Origin of the sequence: Paenibacillus tepidiphilus (assembly GCF_008635795.1) — a bacterium.
Classification (GTDB): Bacteria; Bacillota; Bacilli; order Paenibacillales; family Paenibacillaceae; genus Paenibacillus_AQ; species Paenibacillus_AQ tepidiphilus.
The window spans coordinates 159,780-178,493 of sequence record NZ_VWRQ01000001.1; the positions used below are offsets into that span (position 1 = coordinate 159,780).

The window sequence follows — 18,714 nt, forward strand, 5'->3', positions numbered from 1 at the left end:
ATGAATGCCTCGTTCTTTTCCCGTTTTTGGAGGTGTGCTTCTCTGATGATACGAACAATATTGCGCAGCGGTCTGTACCCGCTGCTCCTGCTGCTTACGGCGCTGCTTGTCGCCGGCTGCGCCTCCGGGGCGGATGAGTCGGCGGGCGAAGCGCCGACTCACCCGGCGGCCACGGCTGCGTCCGCTTCGCCGCAGCCGGATCTTGCGGCCTCTCCGTCCCCCGGAGAGGCTGCCGTACCCGGCACGGGCGCAAGCTCCGTGCCGGGAAGCAGCGCGGCGCCGGCTACAGCGGCGCCTGCCCCGCAAGGGGCCGCCGGTGAGACGGCGGCGGCCTCAACTCCACAGCCGGCGCAGACCCAGGCGCCGGCCGCCACAGCGGAGCCGGCCGCCACGAAGCCGGCAACCGCCCGGCCGGCGGCCACCCAGTCGCCGGCCAGTAAGCCAGCGGCCACCAAACCGGCCGCCACACAATCGGCTGCGCCGACTGCGCAAGCTGCGGCGGAGCGGACCGTAACGCTCACCATCGTCGGCGATGAGGAGTTCGGGACGATTCTGGCGCCTGCAGCCTACGAGGCAGAGGAAGGCGAGAGCGTGCTGGAGCTGCTGAAGCGGATTACCCGCAAGCACAAGATTCCCCTGGAGTTTCAGGGGGCGGGAAGCTTTGCCTATGTTGAAGGTATCGGCAACCTCTATGAAGGCGACCGGGGTGCGGAGAGCGGCTGGATGTACAAGGTTAACGGTGAGTTTCCGGACAAGGCAGCCGGCGGCTATACCGTCAGCTCAGGTGACAGCATTGAGTGGCTGTATACTCTCGACCTGGGCAAGGATCTCGGAGCAAGCCAATGAGCGGCTTCGGAGCGATGCATCCGGCGGTTGCCCTGCTGTATTACGCCGGACTTCTGCTGTTTGCGCTGCTGCAGCTTCATCCGCTGTTCCTGCTAACCGAAATCTTCGGGATAGTTCTGCTCACCGTACTGCAGGGGCAGGTGCGTCTGCTGCGGGGAGTGCTCTGGTTTCTGCCAGTGGCGCTTTCCGTAGCCCTGTTGAATCCGCTCTTCTCCCACCGGGGTACGCATATCCTGTTCTATGTGTGGGACCGGCAGATTACCCTGGAAGCCGTACTCTACGGACTGGTGACGATGACGATGCTGCTGACGGTATTTGTCTTGTTCATCTCTTACAATTACAACATCACCGCCGATAAATTCATGCATTTGTTCGCGGGGGCCGCGCCGAAGACGGCGCTGCTGACGTGGATGGCTATCCGCTTCGTGCCGCTCTTTCAGCGGCGGCTGCGGGAAATCACGCGGATACAGCGGGTCCGGGGGATAGATACCGGACAGGGAGGCTTGCGCAAACGGATGAAAGACGGCATGATCCTGCTGAAGGTGCTGGTCAGCTGGTCGCTGGAGGAGGCGCTGCAAACCGCTGATTCGATGAAAGCGCGCGGGTACGGCGTCCACAAGCGCAGCAGCTATGGCGGCTACCGGATGGATCGTCTGGATAAGCTGGTGCTGCTGTGGCTGGCGGCCTGTGCCTGCATTCCGCTTGCGGGCTGGCTTGCAGGCCATGGGGTACCCGAAATTTATCCGCGGCTGAAGCCTATGGAGTGGGGCTGGGAGGAGGGCTGGATGTATGCCGGCCTGTGCCTGTTCGTCCTGACTCCACCCGCACTCGAAGGAAAGGAGAAATGGTTATGGAGATCCTCGCGGCGGAAGACTTATCCTTCCGCTACCCTGAAGCCCGGCAGGACTCGCTGCATGAACTCTCCTTCACGATAGAGGAAGGAGAGTTCATCGTGCTGCTCGGCCCTTCGGGCGGCGGTAAGACAACGCTGCTGCGCCATTTGAAGCGCGAGCTGACCCCTGTAGGGACGTGCAGCGGCCGTATCCGCTACCGGGGACGGCCGCTGGCGGAATTGACGCCGGAGCGGGCGGCGGGAGAGATCGGCATGGTCTTTCAGAACCCGGATGCGCAGATTGTAATGGACACTGTATGGCATGAGCTGGCCTTTGGGCTGGAGAATCTGGGTTATCCGCCGCAGGTAATGCGCAGCCGACTGGCGGAGATTGCCGCTTTGTTCGGGCTGGAGCCGCTGCTTTATCAGCCGGTGCATCAGCTCTCCGGCGGCCAGAAGCAGCTCCTCAACCTAGCTTCGGTGCTGCTGCTCCAGCCCAAAGTGCTGCTGCTGGACGAACCGACTTCCCAGCTTGACCCTGTCGCTGCCCGCGAATTCATCCAGACGGTCTATCGGCTGAGCGAAGAGATGTCCATGACCGTTATTATCAGTGAGCACCGTCTGGAAGAGGTGCTGCCGCTGGCGGACCGGGTATGGCTGCTGCAGGACGGTGCCTTAAGCGTCCAGGGTACTCCTCGTGAATTTGCCCGTGATGCATACGCGGCGGGAGCCGTTTCTGGAGTCCGGGCCTATCTGCCGGCGGCCGCCCGCCTGTTCTTCGCTTTATCACCGCCGCAGATTGCTGCCGGCCATCCTGAGATACCGCTGACCGTCAGAGAGGGAAAGCGATGGCTGCTGGGAACTGCAGGTCCGGACCGGCGCTTCGGCAGCACCGACGAACCTGCTATGCATGAAGGGCCCGTTCAAGCTCTTCACGGCCGTTCGACTGGCGGGCAACCAACCGGCGGGGACATGCTGCTGCAATGCCGGGAAGTTACTTTCCGCTATGAGAGGGATACTCCCGATGTGCTGCGCAAGCTGTCGCTGTCTTTGCACCAGGGTGAATGGCTGGCGGTGATGGGCGGCAACGGAGCCGGAAAATCCACACTGCTGCATATCCTTGGCGGACTGGAGCAGCCGCAGCGCGGCAAGCTGACCTACGCCAAAGGGGTGAAGGCGGGATACCTGGCCCAGAATCCGCTGCTCTACTTTAGCCATGACACCGCTGCGGAAGAGCTGCAGCATATGGCCCAGGTGGCCGGGCTGGGGCCGGAGGAGGCAGCCCGCGGAATTGCCGGGCTGGCGGAAGCATTCCAGCTTGGCGGGGTGCTGGAACAGCATCCCCTTGACTTAAGCGGCGGCCAGCAGCAGAAGCTGGCGCTGGCGATGGTGCTGCTGCTGCGCCCGGCGGTATTGCTGCTGGACGAGCCGACGAAGGGACTGGACCCGGGAGCCAAGGAGCGCTTTGCGCAGCTGCTGCAAGGACTGCTTCAGCAAGGCGTAAGCATGATTACGGTAACGCATGATGTGGAATTCGCGGCCAGATACGCTACCCGCTGTGCGCTGATGTTCGACGGCAGCATTACGGCAGAAGGAACACCGGCCGAATTCTTCGGCGGCAATTATTTCTATACGACGGCAGTCAACCGGATGGCACGGGAGTTGCTGCCGGAGGCACTGAGCTTAGAGGATGTGATTGAAGCATGGCCAAGTACCGCTACCCGCTGCTGATTGCTCTGGGGCTGTTTCTGGCGCTTCTGGGTCTGACGGCTGCACTGAAGGACCGCCATTATATGCTGCTCAGCCTGGTCATGCTGGCCGCCGCGCTGCTGCCGCTGTTCATCCGGCTGGAGCGCCGGCCCCTAGAAGCAAGGGAGCTGGTATTGCTGGCGGTACTGTCGGCTGTCGCCGCCATCAGCCGGATTCCGTTCGCCGCCCTGCCTAATGTGAAGCCCGTTTCCGCGCTGGTCATTCTTTCGGCGTATGTTTTCGGTGCCGAGGCAGGGTTTATTATCGGCGCTGTTGCCGCGCTGGTCTCGAATATTTATTTCGGCCAAGGTCCCTGGACACCATGGCAGATGTTCGCGTGGGGGTTGATGGGCCTAACTGCGGGCTGGCTGCGGAGTATCCCTCTGCTGCGAAGCCGGGCCGGGCTGCTGGCCTTCGGCTTCGTCTGGGGCTTCCTCTTTGGCTGGATTATGGATATCTGGTATTTGCTAAGCCAGCCGGAAGCGCTGAGCTGGAAGCTTGCGGCAGCAGCCGTTGCTTCAAGCTTTTACTTTGACTTGGCCCATGCGCTGTCCAATGTTGTGTTCCTGGCGGTGCTGGCCGGAGGCTGGACGAAAGTATTGGAGCGGTTCCGCCGCAAATACGGTCTGCTCAAAGAATAGAGAACAAGGCACTGGCCGGATTTAGTGCCACCCTGCCTGCTGGTCAACCTGCGTATATACACCCGCCGCTGCTGAAGGCGGCTTTTTTTATGAGATGGATAAGCGCTGAGAATCTCCCGCATGGACAAATGGGGTGTTTTTACATGGGGATAGTTCTGAGAGAGTAGGTCCAGGAGATGATTTCGACAATTTTCACGCTCAACATCAACAATTCGACCTTTTTCGCCGATAAATAGCATTACACAGCATGAGATGAAGAGGTGAATAGGAAAGATGAAGCAACTGAAAGTGAAATATAAAATGGCGGTGCTTGCAGCTATCGCCGTCATTGTGATCATCGTTCTAGGCATGGTCGGAATAATGACCACCGATGATATGGCGAAGCGTTCCCAGAAGACATACAGCGAAAATCTGCAGCCGATCTACCTGGTGACCGAGATCCGGGCGACCAACCGTGTGATTGAGTCCTATCTGCTGGAAGATCTGCTCAGCACTGATAAGGCAAAGACTCAGGAGCTTGCGGAAGGAATTCAATCCGGCATAGAAAAGAACAACGGGCTGATGAGACAGCTTCGGCAGATACAGTTCGGCGATACTGCCATTACCGATAATATCAACCAGTACGTGTCGCTGCTGGATGATTACCGGGCGCAGCGTGAAACGATTCTGCAGCTGGCCGCCCAAAATATGAACAGAGAAGGCTATCAGGTCTTCTCCGGAAAGGCCTTCAGCGAAGCCCGCACACAGATGACCGGTCTGCTGGATGAGACCTCCAAGCTGCTGTTGGCCGATGCCGAAGCGCAGAATAAGCTCAACTCTGACACAGCCGCAAGCTCCCAGACGACGAACGGTGTAATTATAACTGCAGCTTGGGTGCTCATCATTCTGATCAGCGTCCTAATCACACGGTTAATCACGAAGCCGCTGCGGGAGCTGCAGGGACTGATGAAGCGTGCGGAAGAAGGAGATCTGTCGGTAACGGCCGCTTACAGCTCCAGGGATGAGATCGGCCAGATCAACGAGTCCTTCAACCGGATGCTCGGCGGGTTGAGGTCCATGATGCAGGGCATTGCGGAGAGCGCAGAGATGCTCTCTGCCTCCTCCCAGCAGATGAGCGCCAGTGCGGAGCAGACGGCGCGCGCTTCGCAGCTGATTGCCGAGACCTCCAGTGAAATTGCCGAAGGCTTCGAGGCTCAGGCGGTGACCATTGAGCGGACGACCTCCTCAGTGAAGACGATGGCAGAGGAGATTAATGCGATGGAGCGCAGCGGCGGAGAGATGTCCGGACTGATGAACGAAGCTGCAGACTCGACCGACCGCGGAGCCGAAGCGGTGGAGCTGATCCTGGACCAGATGCAGCGGATTGACAGCAGTGTGTCCGGCAGCCAGGCAGTAGTGACCAATCTGGGCAGCCTGTCCGAGGAAATCAACACGATTATTACCACAATCAACGGAATTGCTACGCAGACCAATCTATTATCGCTGAATGCTTCGATTGAAGCTGCAAGGGCCGGTGAGCATGGCCGGGGCTTTGCGGTGGTGGCGGGTGAGATCCGCAAGCTGGCCGAAGCGACAGGTGCAAGCTCGCTGCGGATTACGGAGATTATTACCCATATCCAGCTGCAGACGGCAGAAGCCGTGGAGGCAATGGCCCAAGGCTCAGCCCAGGTATCAGATGGTGTAGCGCAGAGCGCGTTGGTAGCCAAAGCCTTCAGCGAGATTCAGCAGTCGATTGATGCTGCCCTGCGGCAGACGGAGGGGATGCAGGAAGCGATCCGGCATATCTCCGTAGAGTCGGAGGGGGTTGCGCAGGCGATGGATGAAGCGAGCCGGATTTCACGCAAAGGCGCGGGCGATGTTCAGGATACCAGCGCAGCAAGCGAAGAACAGCTGTCGGCCATGGGCGAGATGTCTTATTCCGCCCAGTATTTGGCCACGCTTGCCGAGGATTTGCAGAAGGAATTGAGCCGGTTCAAGCTGTAATCCGGCAGGCTCCTAATGTTCAGGTGTAATTTAAGAGGGATAGCAGAGCGGGATATAAGCAGAGCAGTGATTCAGGAGAATCGCTGCTCTGCTTTACTTTATGGCGGTTTCTTTTTCGGATTGAAGTCATGCTGTAGCTCCTGCTCCAGATGATCACAAAAAGATTCAACGGGGGACAGCAAGGGGATCTGGCCTAAATGCAGCGATTGTATTTAGTGCAGCAGAGTGTACATTTCAATCCTGATCAACGAACAAACAAAAACCCGCCCCCGGCTTCTGCCGGGGGCGGGAATCATTCATACTACAATGCAGTTATTGGAGCGCTTTACGCGTACCAGCCCCATACGAAGATGAACAGCGTTCCGAAGATCGTAATCAGGCCGACGAACAGCGCGTAACCGATATTGATGTACAGCTCTTTCTTGGTATCGGCAGATTCACCGATATGCATGAAGACGAAGAGCTGGAGCGATGCCTGGATGATGGCCGTTATCAGCAGCACTGTCATATTTGCCGCATCGGAGAGGTCTCCGTAAATGACGACGAGTGCAGCTGCTGAAAGGACCAGGGACGCAAGATAACCGATCACATGACGGATGGGAAACAGTTGCTTTATCATATCACATCAGTCCTTTCAGGTAGACGAAGCTGAAGATAAAGATCCAGACAACGTCCAGGAAGTGCCAGAACAGTGAGAAGATAAATGTTTTGTTGGCGGTAGCCGGGCTGATGCCCTCGCGCCAGAGCTGAATCATAATGGCCACGCCCCACAGAAAGCCGAAGCTGACGTGAGCGCCGTGGGTGCCGAGCAGAACGAACAGACTGGACAGGAAGCCGCTGGTCTGCAGCGTTGCCCCTTCATGCACGTAAGTGAAGAACTCGTCAATTTCGATGCCGATAAAGGCGAGGCCCATCAGCAGCGTGATGCCCATGAACACCAGCGTAGCCTTTTTGTAACCAAGACGCATGGCATGTACGGCCAGACCGATGGTGAACGAACTAGTAAGCAGCAGGAATGTTTCCGCCAGCACCGGGCCGATCTCGAACAGCTCAGGGCCGCTCGGACCGTCCGCAAAGCGGTTCACCATGACAAAATATACTGTGAACAGGGTGGCAAAGAGCGGGATTTCCGCTCCCAGGAACACCCAGAATCCGAAGATTTTATTACTGTTCTCTTCCGTTGAATATTCAAGCGGCTTGGACGCATCTATCTTCATACAGTCTCACCCCGCAATTTCTTTTCGGTAGCGGCGACTTCTTCCGCCGAAATATAGAAGCCATGATCCCGCTCAAAGGACATGACGGCCAGCATAATGATGATGCCGACCCCGGCGACGATGGCCGGAATCCACATGCTGAAGACGAGGAAGAAGCCCAGGAAGAAGAAGATTACTCCCAAAATGAACGGCTTTCCGGTGTTGTTCGGCAGGTGAATCTTGGTGATCTTGTCTTCGTACAGCGGAATATTCTTCCGTTTGGACTCCCAGAAAGGATCGCGGGATTCCACTTTAGGAATTACAGCAAAGTTATAAGCCGGGATCGGACTATGCGTCGCCCATTCCAGGGTACGGCCGTCCCAAGGATCGCCGGTTGTATCTCTTGGTGCATAACGTGTACTCCAGTAAATGTTGTATACCAGAATGACGAAGCCGATCGCCAGGCCCACAGCGCCGACGAAGGAGAGCATATTCAGCGGGCCGAAGCCGCTCTCTTCGGAGTAGGTATACGTACGGCGTGTCATGCCCATCAGTCCCAGGAAGAACATCGGGAAGAAGGTCACATTGAACGAGATCGCGATCCACCAGAAGGCGTGCTTGCCGATCCGGTCATTCAGACGGAAGCCGAATACTTTAGGGAACCAGTAATGGAACCCGGCGATAACCGCGAACACGGCGCCCGGAATCAGCACGTAGTGGAAATGCGCAACCAGGAACATCGTATTGTGATACTGGTAGTCGGCGCTGGCCATCGCCAGCATGACGCCGGTTACCCCGCCGATCGTAAAGATCGGAATAAAGGCCAGCGTGTATAGCATCGGTGTCGTAAAGGTTATTCGCCCTTTGCGCAGGGTGAACAGCCAGTTAAATATTTTGACCCCGGTCGGTACGGCTATCGCCATCGTGGTGATGGAGAAGAAGCTGTTGACCATAACCCCTTGACCCATCGTATAGAAGTGATGCGCCCAAACCACGAAGGAGAGGAGCGAGATAATCACCATACTGAAGACCATGGAGGTGTAGCCGTACAGGTTCTTCTTGGAGAATGTGGCGATAATTTCACTGTATATCCCGAAAGCCGGCAATATTACGATATATACTTCCGGATGGCCCCAAACCCAGAACAGGTTGGCCCAGAGCATATCCATCCCGCCGTTGGCCATCGTGAAGAACTGCGAGCCGAACAGGCGGTCGAACATCATCAGCGCGAGCGCTACGGTCAGAACCGGGAACGCAAAGACGATGATAATGTTGGTGATCAGCACGGACCAGGTGAACATCGGCATCTTCATCAGCGTCATGCCCGGTGCGCGCATCTTCAGAATAGTGACGATAAAGTTGACGCCGGTCATGAGTGTCCCGATACCGGAAATCTGCAGCGCCAGGGAGTAATAGTTGTTGCCGACCGTCGGACTGAACTCGAGACTGGCCAGCGGGAAGTAAGCCGACCAGCCGGCATCCGGCGAACCGCCGATGACGAAGGAGATATTAAGCAGCATGGCTCCCATGAAGAAGAGCCAGAAGCTGATCGCATTCAGCCGCGGGAAAGCGACGTCGCGTGCGCCGATCTGCAGCGGGATGATCACGTTCATCAGGCCGATGATAAAAGGCATTGCCATGAATAGAATCATGATCAGACCGTGCGTAGTAAATACCTCGTTATAGTGCTGTGCGTCGAGGAATTTCATCTCCGGCGCTGCGGTCTGCAGACGCATCATCATTGCATCGACGCCGCCGCGGAACAGCATGAGCAGGGCGGCGATGATGTACATGACGCCAATCCGTTTATGGTCTACTGTAGTAAGCCACTCGCGCCACAGGTATCCCCATTTTTTAAAGTAGGTAAGTCCAACGAGAATCCCGATGGTTGCCAGTGCGATACTGATCATGGCTCCGTAAATCAGGGGTTCGCCGTGAACCTTAAATTTTTCTAAATCCATTAGGGTGGCTCCTTTCAGGGTGATTGCTTCGAACTATGGCAAGAGCTTAGTGGCCCTCGTGTGTACTTTCATCGACAGGCGAGCTTGGGAGCGGTTCTTCCAGCTCCGGATGCGGCTCACCATCAAATTCGGTCTGGCTGGAAGGCTCAGGTGAAGGATGAATCTCCTTATTCTCCTGATGATCCTCGTTTCCGTTATCCAAATCCGTTTCCGTACCACCGCCGCTCATATGCTCACTGTGGTCTCCCGGTGGCGGGCTGAATGTCAGATGAGTGGAGGAATAGGTTTTGCGTCCGAGATGCTCGGCGGCCAGCAGTGTCTTGAACTCATCCTCGGTCAGCTCAGGGGCTGTGTCCTTGACTTCCTTGACCCAGTCATTGTATTCTTCGTCGCTCATAACCAGCGCTTCAAACTCCATATGGGCAAAGCCCTTGCCGCTGAAGTTCGAGTTGCGGCCCATATAAGAGCCAATGGTGTCGGCGGAGAGATTCAGCTCGGTGAGCATGTCGCTCATCGCATACTTTTGACCCGCAAGCTGCGGAATCCAGAAGCTTGTGATGGTGCCGAACGAATAGAGGCGGAATTCCACCGCACGGTGAACCGGAATGTTGACGTAGTTAACCGTTTCAATGCCTTCCTCCGGATAGCTGAAATGCCATTTCCAGTTGGATGAGGACGCATAAATCACCAGCGGGTCCTGATCCTTGTACTCTTCGGCAACATTCTCGACGGCATGCGTTGACTTGACGGTAACGACGGACAGGAAGGCTACGATAATAATCGGGATAATAATCCAGATTGCCTCCAGTACCTTGTTGCCCTCCTCATGCTCGGGAATGTACCCTTCGTTGCTCTTCTTGGCCCGGTATTTCACCAGCACGAAGACATATAAGATGTAGACAACGGCCAGAACACCTAGCATCACCAGAATCGAGAGAATGATGGTGTCCGACAAAGTCCGTGCAGCCGGTCCCTTCGGGTTCAGAACAGCGAGCGAACTGCATCCCGGCAAGAGCAGGACTAGGCTGAGAAACAAAGCGTATAAAGGTCCCTTTTTGTTCATAACGAACTCCTTCCTTCAATACTTTTCATTGGCCGATCGTTAAACAATCAATCCATAACCTTAATCTATAGTAAGAATTACTTACCCGGATTGCAAAAGACATTTTTTGTCATAAAGACTAGAAACGACCTTAAAAATGGCGATTCAGTTAAAGATATTTGTCTAAATTGTTACGTTACTTGTTATGTATGACAAAGATCACTGTAACGACGCGTTTTAAGCTGTTTTTAAGGAAGTTCACAATTTAGACAATTATAAATGATTGTTACCAATTTCGTCACAACTACTTTGTCTGAAAAACCGGTATTGTATGCGTTTTTTCGTTGCGGTGACAGGGTTCGACGCGATAAAGAGCTTTTAAGCTAAAAGTTACGATTGTGTCTTTTTTCACAGCAGAAGGGTAACAGCATTTTCTGTGGCCGGTTACAATCTCTCAAATCTCCTAATTCAGGGATGTGATAAAGTAATAGATAAATATACTTAGTTAGGAGTTTAGAGCCGGTGCCCATTAAAAAAGTAATGCTATTATTCTTGTCTTTATACCTCCTTCTTGGCACATTGACACCGGCAGCCGGAGCGGCTGCGGGCGGTGTTTCCCCCTCATTGAAGCTTGCTGTAGAGGACTCGGTGTCGGAAATCCGCGCGGTATCGATCCATAACACCTATTATGTACCCCTGCGCAGCTTGTCCGACGCGCTTGGCTGGAGGATTACCGGTCAGAAGAATGGAATCCAGGTAGCCGGGAACTCACGTTCATTGCTGCTGCTCAGCAATAACGGCGGGGCCTTGCTGAAGGACGGTACCACGGTGCCAATGAATACCGTTCTGGATAACGGCAGTCTGTTGATTCCGCTGAAGCTCAGCATCTATCTTGGATATAGCGTTTCCTATGAACCGGATAAATATTTGCTGCGGGTATGGAGCGGTGCGGCGAAGCTGGACAATGCCGCTTTTGCGGAGAAATTCAAGGCTGAATTAAAGCCGAAGCCGTCGCCTGATGCCGGAACGGCAGCATCCAGCGGCAAACCCGGGCAAACGGTCTACCTGACCTTTGACGACGGGCCGTCTGCGACGACAACGCAGCTGCTGGACCAGCTCGGCAAGCATGGAGTGAGGGCGAGCTTTTTCATGCTGGGACAGCACATGCGGCAGTATCCGGCTCAAGTGAAACGGATAGCCGCAGACGGCCATGGCCTCGGGCTGCATGGCATGACCCACGTCAAAGACAAATTTTATGCCTCTCCGGCAGCCGCTTTGCAGGAGATGGAGGACGCGAATGCAATTCTGACAAAGCTTGCCGGGAAGGGAACTACACTGATCCGTCCGCCATATGGCAGCAAGCCCTATTTTACCCGAAGCTTCAGGGATAAGGTGCTGGTCCAGGGGTACCATTTATGGGATTGGAACGTAGATTCTGAGGATTGGAAGTACAAAGAGGACAGTGCGACGATCTATAACTCCGTTATGGCGCAGGTGCACAAGCTGAAGTCAAGCAAGACTGATCCGGTCATCCTGATGCATGACCAGAAGGCAACACTGCTCGTGCTGCCGCGAATTCTGGATGAACTGAAGAAGGAAGGATATAGCTTTGGAGTGATTACCGGCAGTATGACACCGGTGAATTTCTGGAAAGACAAACGTTGAAAAGCGGAAGAGCACAGAATATACATGCTGCGTTCAGGGAAACGGTCCGGGAGGGCCGTTTTTTGTGTTGACAACAGTATTCAACTGTATTATTAATAATAGTACAGTTAATACAGATGCTATGGAAATTGCACTGGTCGCAGCATTCAGAAAGGAGGACGGCCATTGTTCGAATTGGATATTCGCAGCCGCAAGCCGATATACGAGCAGCTTACCGACAAGATTAAGGAAATGATTGTGCACGGAGTTCTGCAGCCGGATGAACAGTTGCCTTCGGTAAGAGTCTTGTCCTCACAGCTCACCGTCAACCCCAACACAATTCAAAAAGCATACCGGGAACTGGAGCGCGAGGGCTACATTTATTCGCTTCCGGGCAAGGGGAGCTTCGTGGCGGTGCTTGGGCCCGAGCTTACGGGCGGCAGGCGGGCAGAGATGCGCGAAGCATTGCTGCGCCTGATGGCTGAGGCCGTGTATCTCGGATTTACCGAAGCCGAGATTGGCGAATTGTACCGTCAGGCGCTGGAGCAGAAAGAAAGGGGATAAATGATGATCGAGATTCGCGGAGTCAGCAAGAGCTTCCAGGGAGAGAAGGCGATTGACGGCGTATCGCTCACCGTGAAACGGGGAGCCATTTATGGGCTGCTCGGTTCCAACGGCGCCGGCAAAACTACGCTGCTCAAAACGCTCGCCGGCATCTACCGGCCAGAGGAGGGGACGGTCACAATCGGCGGCCAGCCGGTCTTTGAACAACCGGAGGTAAAGCGCGGAGTGATCTTTATGCCGGATATTCCGTATTTTTTCCCGCAGGCCTCCCTGCGGACGATGGCTGAATTCTACCGCTCCGTGTATCCGGGGTGGAGTGATAAGCGTTTCAAGGAGCTGGAGGCGGTGTTCAAGCTGGACACACGCCGCAAGCTGAGCCGGTTCTCCAAGGGGATGCAGCGGCAGGCTTCGGTATGGCTGGCGCTGAGCTGTATGCCGGAGGTATTGATTATGGACGAGCCGATTGACGGGCTGGACCCCGTAATGCGGCGGCAAATCAAGAACCTGCTGTTCCAGGAGGTGGCGGACCGTGGCCTTACAGTAATAATATCCTCGCACAATCTGCGCGAGATCGAGGATCTGTGCGACCATATCGGCATTATGCACCATGGCCGCATGCTGGTGGAGCGGGAGCTGGATGAACTCAAGGCAGACACACACAAGGTGCAGGTTGCCTTGCGGGATGACAGGCATGCGACCGCGCTGGCCGCCAAGCTGCAGATTCTGCACCGGGAGACACGCGGCAGTGTCAATCTCTATATTGTCAAAGGGGACCGGGCACGCATTGAGCAGACGTTCCGGGTGTACGATCCTTACGTGCTGGACCTGCTGCCGCTGACGCTTGAAGAAATCTTTATCTACGAAATGGGGGATGCCGGTTATGACGCGCAGCCGATTCTTCTTTAACGGCGGAATCTTCCGCCAGAATATGCGCCAGCATGGCTGGATCGGGATTATGTACACGCTGGGACTGCTGTTTGCCGTTCCGCTGCAAATGCTGCTCAGTGGCAGTGACGAACGGCCGCCGCTTGAAATCGACAGCTTGTTTGATATCGCCGGAAATGTGCAGATGCTGTTTATTCTTACTCTGCCCGTAGCCGCTGCGCTGTTCCAGTTCCGTTATCTGCAGTCCAAGCAGCCGTCGGATTTGTGGCATAGCCTGCCCCTGCGCCGGGAACGGCTGCTGGCCGGGCATATGCTCAGCGGCGGACTGCTTCTGCTCGTTCCAGTCTGGCTGACCTCGGTGCTGGCCGCCTTGCTGCATTCACTGGACAGCAATGCGTTTCTGTATCAGGCTGCGGATGTCTGGATCTGGTGTCTGAGTGTCAGTGTTATCACCGTATTCTTCTATTTATTCGGGGTCTTTGTCGGCATCTGTACGGGACAGACCGTGCTTCAGGGGATAGTCATTTATATCCTGCTGCTGCTCCCCGCCGTCCTGCTACTGCTGATCAATTTGCATCTCAATATGTATTTATACGGGTACTCGGATAATTTCAGCCGTATGGGAATGATCGAAAATTGGTCACCGGTCTACAAACTGATGGATATTACAGTAGAACCTTTCAGCATGACCGAAATAGGGATATATGCGGCATTAAGTGTTGTGTTCGGCGCACTTTCCTTTGTCCTGTACCGCAAACGGCAGGCGGAGAAGACGGGGTATGCGCTGGCCTTCACTTACTTTAATCCGCTGTTTAAAGCCGGTGTAATGCTGTGCGCCATGCTCATCTCCGGCACCTATTTTGCCAGTGTGCAGGCCCGGCAGCCGGGGTGGGTCATCACCGGTTATGTCCTGGGTGCGCTGATTGGCTATATTGCGGCCGAGATGATTATCCGCAAATCCTGGCACATCCTGACCCGCAGGGTTCCGCTGGAGTTTGCCTTGTATGCCGGCTTGCTGGGCCTTGCCATCTGGTTTCCGATCAGCGACTGGAACGGATATGAGAACCGTGTGCCGCAGTCTGCAAAGATTGAAGGAGTATACATCGGGGATAACTATCAGATGTTCGGCAGCGATATGGCCGGTGAAGACCGGCAGTTCGCTGATGAGCAAGCTTTATCGCAGGACAAGAATTATATCGAAGCTGTCCGCAAGCTGCATCAGGCCATCGTCACGGCTCGTCCCGGTGACGGTGACAATGATCGTGCGCAGTATTACGGGACGGGCAGTCATTATTTCAATCTTGCTTACAAGCTGGAGAGCGGCAGAGAATTGCTGCGTACCTATTGGCTCCCGGATGCCGGCTTTGAAGCGGAGCTGAAGGCGGTCATGGAACACGAGGAATTTAAACGCAAGCAATACAGAGTCTTCGCATTAAATGACGAGGTGGAAAGCTTCCGGATCGGCAATGGGGAAAAGTTCATCAGAATCTCCGAACCCGGAGAGGTTGCTGAATTCATGGATATCCTGAGACGGGAAATTCTCGCCATGTCCTATGAAGATCAGACGGGAGGGCAAATCCCCCGGGCTACCATTCAAACGGTGCCTAAACCGGGCGTCCAGTCCCAGATCTATTATAACTTCACCTATGAATGGGTGGAGTCCTATCATGAGCTGGACCGCTGGCTTGAACAGAAGGGATACGCCGATAAAGTCCGGACCTTGCCGCAGGAGGTGAAGTCTGTGGAAATCTTTCAGGATAATTACCCGGGCAAGCTGAGCTCCGAGCAGTTATACAATCTTGATGTCCATCTGCAGCTGGCCCGCAGCGAGAAGCGTACGTCTATTACAACCGATAAAACGGTGATTGCCGATATTCTGGACCACAGACGCAACTATCAAGGTACTAATGGAGCGTATGTGGTTATAATGGAGTATACCAACGGGCGATCCGAATATGTGTCGGTTGAAGAGAAAGACGCAACACCGGCGATCAAGGCATTGCTTCCGCTAAAATGACGGCCTCCGCCGTCCGGAAGCGGCAGGCCGGCCGATAAGCCGGGCATTTTCCTGAGACGGGAGGGGATAGCTTAATGAATGAGGTCCCGGATCATCTGGACCATGGTCTGAGCATTGTGTTTATCGGCTTCAATCCCAGCATCCGCTCGGGCGAGTCAGGCCATCATTATGCCAATCCGCGCAATAACTTCTGGCGCATCCTCCAGGGCTCGGGGCTGACGCCGCGCCTGTACCATGCTGCAGAGGACGGCGAGCTGCTGAAGCTGGGCTACGGGTTCACGAATATCGTTGCCCGCCCGACACGCGGAGCGGAGGATATTACGCGCGAAGAGTATGCAGAGGGACGCGAGCTGCTGCGTACCAAGCTGGCCTTGTTCAGGCCGGAAATTGCCTGCTTTGTCGGCAAGGGGGTCTACACGGAGTACAGCCGGAGGCCTAAGGCGGAGTGGGGATTTCAGGAGGGCGAGCCGGTGGTCGACGGGGTGCGGGAATTCGTCGCCCCGTCCTCCAGCGGGCTGGTACGGATGCCGATGGAGGAGATTGTAGATATTTACCGCCGGCTGGCGGAGTACATCCGGGAGCAGCCGTAACGGATGGCTGTTCCGGGATGAAAGATTGCCTGGCCGGCAAGCGCTTGGGATCAGCTTGCGCTTCCGGCAACATAGCCGTGACGGGGTTCGTTCCTTCACCGGTGTAACTATAAAGCGGCATGAAAAAAGAGCAGCGTTCTCTCCCGGAGGAGGAGCGCTGCTCTTCTTGTGCGGCACGGAGTATCTTATGTTTCAATTAACAGCAATATAATGGAGGACAGCGACAGGCAGACGCTGACCAGATACAGCACGGCGACGACCTGCTTCTGGTTGAGGCCGGCCTTCAGCAGCCGGTAATGCACCTGGGTGGCATCGGCTTGATAGATGGCCTGCCCCTTGAGGAAACGCTTGATAACAACGAAAATATTGTCGAAGATCGGTACGCCGAGAGCCAGAATCGGAATGAACAGCGACAGCACTGTAGCCTGCTTGAAGGCGCCGTCCAGGGCGATAACCGCCAGGATGAAGCCCAGGAAGGTCGCCCCCGCATCGCCCATGAAGATCTTGGCCGGCGCTTTGTTATAGCGCAGGTAAGCAAGCGTAACGCCGACAAGGATGATGGCCATCATGGCTGAGGCCGACTGTCCTTTGGTCAGAGCGACAATAAACAGCGTTACGGCGGAGATGGCGGTCAGTCCTCCCGCCAGGCCGTCCATTCCATCGGAGAAGTTGATGACTGTCGTTACTCCGAAGATCCACAGGATGGTCAGGATAAACTGCAGCAGCACCGGAAGCGAAACATAATCTCCCGAGAACGGGTTAATGAATCCGGTAAAGGCATTGCCGGAAAGGAATACAAGCACGGCTGCGCCAATCTGCACGACGAACTTCGGCAGCGCCGGGAAGTCTTTGCCTTTGGTCTTGTACCAGTCGTCAATGGTGCCTATAGTCAGCAGAAGCACGCCGCCGGCAAACAGAGCGAGCGTCTCCAGCGAGAAATCACGGGCGAATAGCAGATATGTAATGAAAAAGCCAAGAAAAATCGCATAGCTGGCGGTCAGCGGAATCGGTTCACGGTGAATCTTGCGTTCGGTATCCTGCCGGGGCCTGTCCACGAAGTCAAGCCGGAACGCCAGGCGGCCGAGCGGGGGGATCAACAGGTAAACAATTAAAAATGACACAACGAACGATAAAACGTATAAAATGACAATCACCACCGTTGTTTTTTGAAAAGCAGGGTTTAGGTTAGCCAAACGTTCAGAAGGGCTGTCCAAATTATAACGCAGATCGACAGCAGTTGTCGACGCGCAGAAGAGGGGCGAAGGTTACATATGAAATATGAGGTAATTTTGTTTGATGCCGATGATACATTGTTTGATTACGGGATGGCTGAAAGCACGGCCTTTTACAATGTGTTTGCGCATTTTGGGCTGCCGACGGGAGCGGAGGAATATGCTGCGAGCTACAGGGAGATCAATCAGGCGTTATGGAGAGATCTGGAGAAAGGCGTCATTTCCTCCGCTGCCCTGCGCGTGGAGCGCTTTAACCGGCTGTTTGCGCGCCATCAGCTGGAGCTCGATCCGTCAGCGTTCAGTGAGGCTTACCTGCGCTTTCTGGGTGAAGGCACCTATTTGATCCAGGGCGCTGCGGAGCTGTGCGGGCAGTTGTCCGGCTGCAGGCTGGCCATTATTACTAACGGGATCAAGGATGTGCAGTTGTCCAGGATTAAGGGCTCGCCGCTGGCGAAGACGTTTGAACGCATCATTATCTCTGAGGAAGCGGGCAGCCAGAAGCCGGAGCGGGCCATCTTTGATTATGCCTTTGCCGAGCTTGGCCTCAGCGACAAAGCTAAGGTGCTGATCGTCGGCGATTCGCTGACCTCCGATATCCAGGGCGGTATCAACTACGGCATTGACACCTGCTGGTTTAACCCGCTCGGACGCCCGAATGAGCTGGGCCTGCAGCCGACCTACGAAATCCGGGATTTAGCCGAACTGCTGGAGATTGTGCGTTAGAAGAAGAGTATACCCTGGATTTACCGGGATTTAGGGTTGAAACCCTCTCCCTGTGTTAAATATATAGCAACACTGCAATCACCATATTTATACACGGGAGAGGATTTGAATGAAGCGAAAATGGCTGATCGCGGCGGTAGCCGCGGGAATGATGGCGACCGGCTCGGCCGGTGTGTACGCGGGGGCGAATCTCCAGCAGATCAAGGCATATCTCAATAACAGCATCGGTGTAGAGGTGGACGGCTCGCCTTATTGGCTGCGGGACGGCAATGGCAAGACGCTGCGTCCGATCACCTATGAGGGTCTGACTTATCTGCCGATCCGCTCGGTGGCGGACGCTCTGAAGGTGCCGATTACGTATGACGCCGCCAATTATAAAGTGCGGATCGGCAGCGGCGCCGCAACGGGAGCTGGAACGGGCAGCGGCAGCGCTGCGGCTCCGGTGGAAAGCACCGTGCGTCCCGTAAATCTGCCGAAGGATTTTCCGATCCCGTCCGATGCCGTTATTGCCACTACGGTCGACACGGATGAGGGCGGCGTCAAGAAAGCGGCGTTCTCTTATTCCACCCAGGAATCGCTGGCAACGATGGGCTTCGTGTATGGCGAGTATGCGCGAATCAAGCGGCTGGATAATGCTTCGCAGACCGTAACCGCAACGACGGTCAAAATCACTGGCCGGCTTGGCGGCACCAGTCCGGTGTCCATCACCGGCAAGCCGTCCACTGCCCGCCCGGGCTATAATATTTTTACTATTACCTGGTCGGAGAGCTGATCTCCAGATATAATATTTCGTGCTATTGAACCGGTTC

The 18,714-nt window shown here is 55.3% G+C and carries 17 protein-coding genes; 12 read left to right on the forward strand and 5 right to left on the reverse strand.

Annotation, left to right across the window (positions count from 1 at the left end; all coding sequences use genetic code 11):
* Nucleotides 1-45 precede the first annotated feature (45 nt).
* From F1379_RS00705 to F1379_RS00725, 5 genes are all read left to right on the forward strand, one after another.
* Complete coding sequence (locus F1379_RS00705) at nucleotides 46-846, forward strand: DUF4430 domain-containing protein (RefSeq protein ID WP_150265270.1); 801 nt, start codon at nucleotides 46-48, stop codon at nucleotides 844-846.
* Nucleotides 843-1,781 carry an energy-coupling factor transporter transmembrane component T gene (locus tag F1379_RS00710; protein WP_150265272.1) on the forward strand — a complete coding sequence of 313 codons (939 nt, stop codon included), beginning with the start codon at nucleotides 843-845 and terminating at the stop codon, nucleotides 1,779-1,781. Before F1379_RS00705 ends, F1379_RS00710 begins: the two co-directional genes overlap by 4 nt.
* A complete protein-coding gene (locus tag F1379_RS00715; RefSeq protein ID WP_150265274.1) occupies nucleotides 1,697-3,409 on the forward strand; it encodes an ABC transporter ATP-binding protein in 1,713 nt (570 codons plus the stop codon). The genes F1379_RS00710 and F1379_RS00715 overlap by 85 nt, the downstream gene beginning before the upstream one ends.
* Nucleotides 3,382-4,068, forward strand: coding sequence for an ECF transporter S component (locus tag F1379_RS00720; RefSeq protein ID WP_150265276.1), 687 nt, complete (start codon nucleotides 3,382-3,384; stop codon nucleotides 4,066-4,068). The genes F1379_RS00715 and F1379_RS00720 overlap by 28 nt, the downstream gene beginning before the upstream one ends.
* A 273-nt stretch (nucleotides 4,069-4,341) precedes the next feature.
* Nucleotides 4,342-6,051, forward strand: coding sequence for a methyl-accepting chemotaxis protein (locus F1379_RS00725; protein WP_150265278.1), 1,710 nt, complete (start codon nucleotides 4,342-4,344; stop codon nucleotides 6,049-6,051).
* 325 nt (nucleotides 6,052-6,376) lie between these two features.
* On the opposite strand, the gene qoxD is transcribed toward F1379_RS00725, so the two are convergent.
* The 4 genes from qoxD to qoxA are packed head-to-tail and all read right to left on the reverse strand — an operon-like array spanning nucleotide 6,377 to nucleotide 10,271.
* Nucleotides 6,377-6,670, reverse strand: a complete 294-nt coding sequence (gene qoxD, locus F1379_RS00730; RefSeq protein ID WP_150265280.1) for a cytochrome aa3 quinol oxidase subunit IV — start codon at nucleotides 6,668-6,670, stop codon at nucleotides 6,377-6,379.
* A gap of 1 nt (nucleotide 6,671) precedes the next feature.
* The gene (locus F1379_RS00735) at nucleotides 6,672-7,268 is read right to left on the reverse strand and encodes a cytochrome (ubi)quinol oxidase subunit III (RefSeq protein WP_150265282.1); all 597 of its coding nucleotides are present in this window, start codon (nucleotides 7,266-7,268) and stop codon (nucleotides 6,672-6,674) included.
* Complete coding sequence (gene qoxB / locus F1379_RS00740; protein WP_150265284.1) at nucleotides 7,265-9,208, reverse strand: cytochrome aa3 quinol oxidase subunit I; 1,944 nt, start codon at nucleotides 9,206-9,208, stop codon at nucleotides 7,265-7,267. Before qoxB ends, F1379_RS00735 begins: the two co-directional genes overlap by 4 nt.
* A 46-nt stretch (nucleotides 9,209-9,254) precedes the next feature.
* Nucleotides 9,255-10,271, reverse strand: coding sequence for a cytochrome aa3 quinol oxidase subunit II (gene qoxA / locus F1379_RS00745; protein ID WP_150265286.1), 1,017 nt, complete (start codon nucleotides 10,269-10,271; stop codon nucleotides 9,255-9,257).
* Between the two features lie 501 nt (nucleotides 10,272-10,772).
* On the opposite strand from qoxA, the gene F1379_RS00750 reads away from it, so the two are divergent.
* From F1379_RS00750 to F1379_RS00770, 5 genes are all read left to right on the forward strand, one after another.
* Entirely contained in the window at nucleotides 10,773-11,915 is a 1,143-nt protein-coding gene (locus F1379_RS00750; RefSeq protein ID WP_150265288.1) for a polysaccharide deacetylase family protein, read from the forward strand.
* 165 nt (nucleotides 11,916-12,080) lie between these two features.
* A complete protein-coding gene (locus F1379_RS00755; RefSeq protein WP_150265290.1) occupies nucleotides 12,081-12,458 on the forward strand; it encodes a GntR family transcriptional regulator in 378 nt (125 codons plus the stop codon).
* 3 nt (nucleotides 12,459-12,461) lie between these two features.
* A complete protein-coding gene (locus F1379_RS00760) occupies nucleotides 12,462-13,364 on the forward strand; it encodes an ABC transporter ATP-binding protein (RefSeq protein WP_150265292.1) in 903 nt (300 codons plus the stop codon).
* Nucleotides 13,339-15,360, forward strand: a complete 2,022-nt coding sequence (locus tag F1379_RS00765) for a DUF6449 domain-containing protein (RefSeq protein ID WP_150265294.1) — start codon at nucleotides 13,339-13,341, stop codon at nucleotides 15,358-15,360. Before F1379_RS00760 ends, F1379_RS00765 begins: the two co-directional genes overlap by 26 nt.
* Nucleotides 15,361-15,434: 74 nt before the next feature.
* The gene (locus F1379_RS00770) at nucleotides 15,435-15,950 is read left to right on the forward strand and encodes a mismatch-specific DNA-glycosylase (RefSeq protein WP_150265297.1); all 516 of its coding nucleotides are present in this window, start codon (nucleotides 15,435-15,437) and stop codon (nucleotides 15,948-15,950) included.
* 185 nt (nucleotides 15,951-16,135) lie between these two features.
* Here the strand turns inward: F1379_RS00770 and F1379_RS00775 are convergent, their stop codons facing one another.
* A complete protein-coding gene (locus F1379_RS00775) occupies nucleotides 16,136-17,095 on the reverse strand; it encodes an MraY family glycosyltransferase (protein ID WP_420850468.1) in 960 nt (319 codons plus the stop codon).
* A 126-nt stretch (nucleotides 17,096-17,221) separates the two neighbouring features.
* Here F1379_RS00775 and F1379_RS00780 point away from each other — a divergent pair, with 126 nt between their 5' ends.
* Both F1379_RS00780 and F1379_RS00785 read left to right on the forward strand, forming a co-directional pair.
* Nucleotides 17,222-17,905 (forward strand): YjjG family noncanonical pyrimidine nucleotidase, encoded by a 684-nt coding sequence (locus tag F1379_RS00780; protein WP_150265301.1) that lies wholly within the window; start codon nucleotides 17,222-17,224, stop codon nucleotides 17,903-17,905.
* A 109-nt stretch (nucleotides 17,906-18,014) separates the two neighbouring features.
* On the forward strand, nucleotides 18,015-18,677 hold the full coding sequence (locus F1379_RS00785) for a hypothetical protein (protein WP_150265303.1): 663 nt from the start codon (nucleotides 18,015-18,017) through the stop codon (nucleotides 18,675-18,677).
* Nucleotides 18,678-18,714 lie beyond the last annotated feature (37 nt).

Coding starts and splice junctions, on each gene's coding strand:
- F1379_RS00705 (WP_150265270.1), top strand. CDS start 46: ATGATACGAACAATATTGCGCAGCGGTCTGTACCCGCTGCTCCTGCTG.
- F1379_RS00785 (WP_150265303.1), top strand. CDS start 18,015: ATGAAGCGAAAATGGCTGATCGCGGCGGTAGCCGCGGGAATGATGGCG.
- qoxD (WP_150265280.1), bottom strand. CDS start 6,670: ATGATAAAGCAACTGTTTCCCATCCGTCATGTGATCGGTTATCTTGCG.
- F1379_RS00780 (WP_150265301.1), top strand. CDS start 17,222: ATGAAATATGAGGTAATTTTGTTTGATGCCGATGATACATTGTTTGAT.
- F1379_RS00765 (WP_150265294.1), top strand. CDS start 13,339: ATGACGCGCAGCCGATTCTTCTTTAACGGCGGAATCTTCCGCCAGAAT.
- qoxA (WP_150265286.1), bottom strand. CDS start 10,271: ATGAACAAAAAGGGACCTTTATACGCTTTGTTTCTCAGCCTAGTCCTG.
- F1379_RS00760 (WP_150265292.1), top strand. CDS start 12,462: ATGATCGAGATTCGCGGAGTCAGCAAGAGCTTCCAGGGAGAGAAGGCG.
- F1379_RS00735 (WP_150265282.1), bottom strand. CDS start 7,268: ATGAAGATAGATGCGTCCAAGCCGCTTGAATATTCAACGGAAGAGAAC.
- qoxB (WP_150265284.1), bottom strand. CDS start 9,208: ATGGATTTAGAAAAATTTAAGGTTCACGGCGAACCCCTGATTTACGGA.
- F1379_RS00770 (WP_150265297.1), top strand. CDS start 15,435: ATGAATGAGGTCCCGGATCATCTGGACCATGGTCTGAGCATTGTGTTT.
- F1379_RS00725 (WP_150265278.1), top strand. CDS start 4,342: ATGAAGCAACTGAAAGTGAAATATAAAATGGCGGTGCTTGCAGCTATC.
- F1379_RS00715 (WP_150265274.1), top strand. CDS start 1,697: ATGGAGATCCTCGCGGCGGAAGACTTATCCTTCCGCTACCCTGAAGCC.
- F1379_RS00720 (WP_150265276.1), top strand. CDS start 3,382: ATGGCCAAGTACCGCTACCCGCTGCTGATTGCTCTGGGGCTGTTTCTG.
- F1379_RS00710 (WP_150265272.1), top strand. CDS start 843: ATGAGCGGCTTCGGAGCGATGCATCCGGCGGTTGCCCTGCTGTATTAC.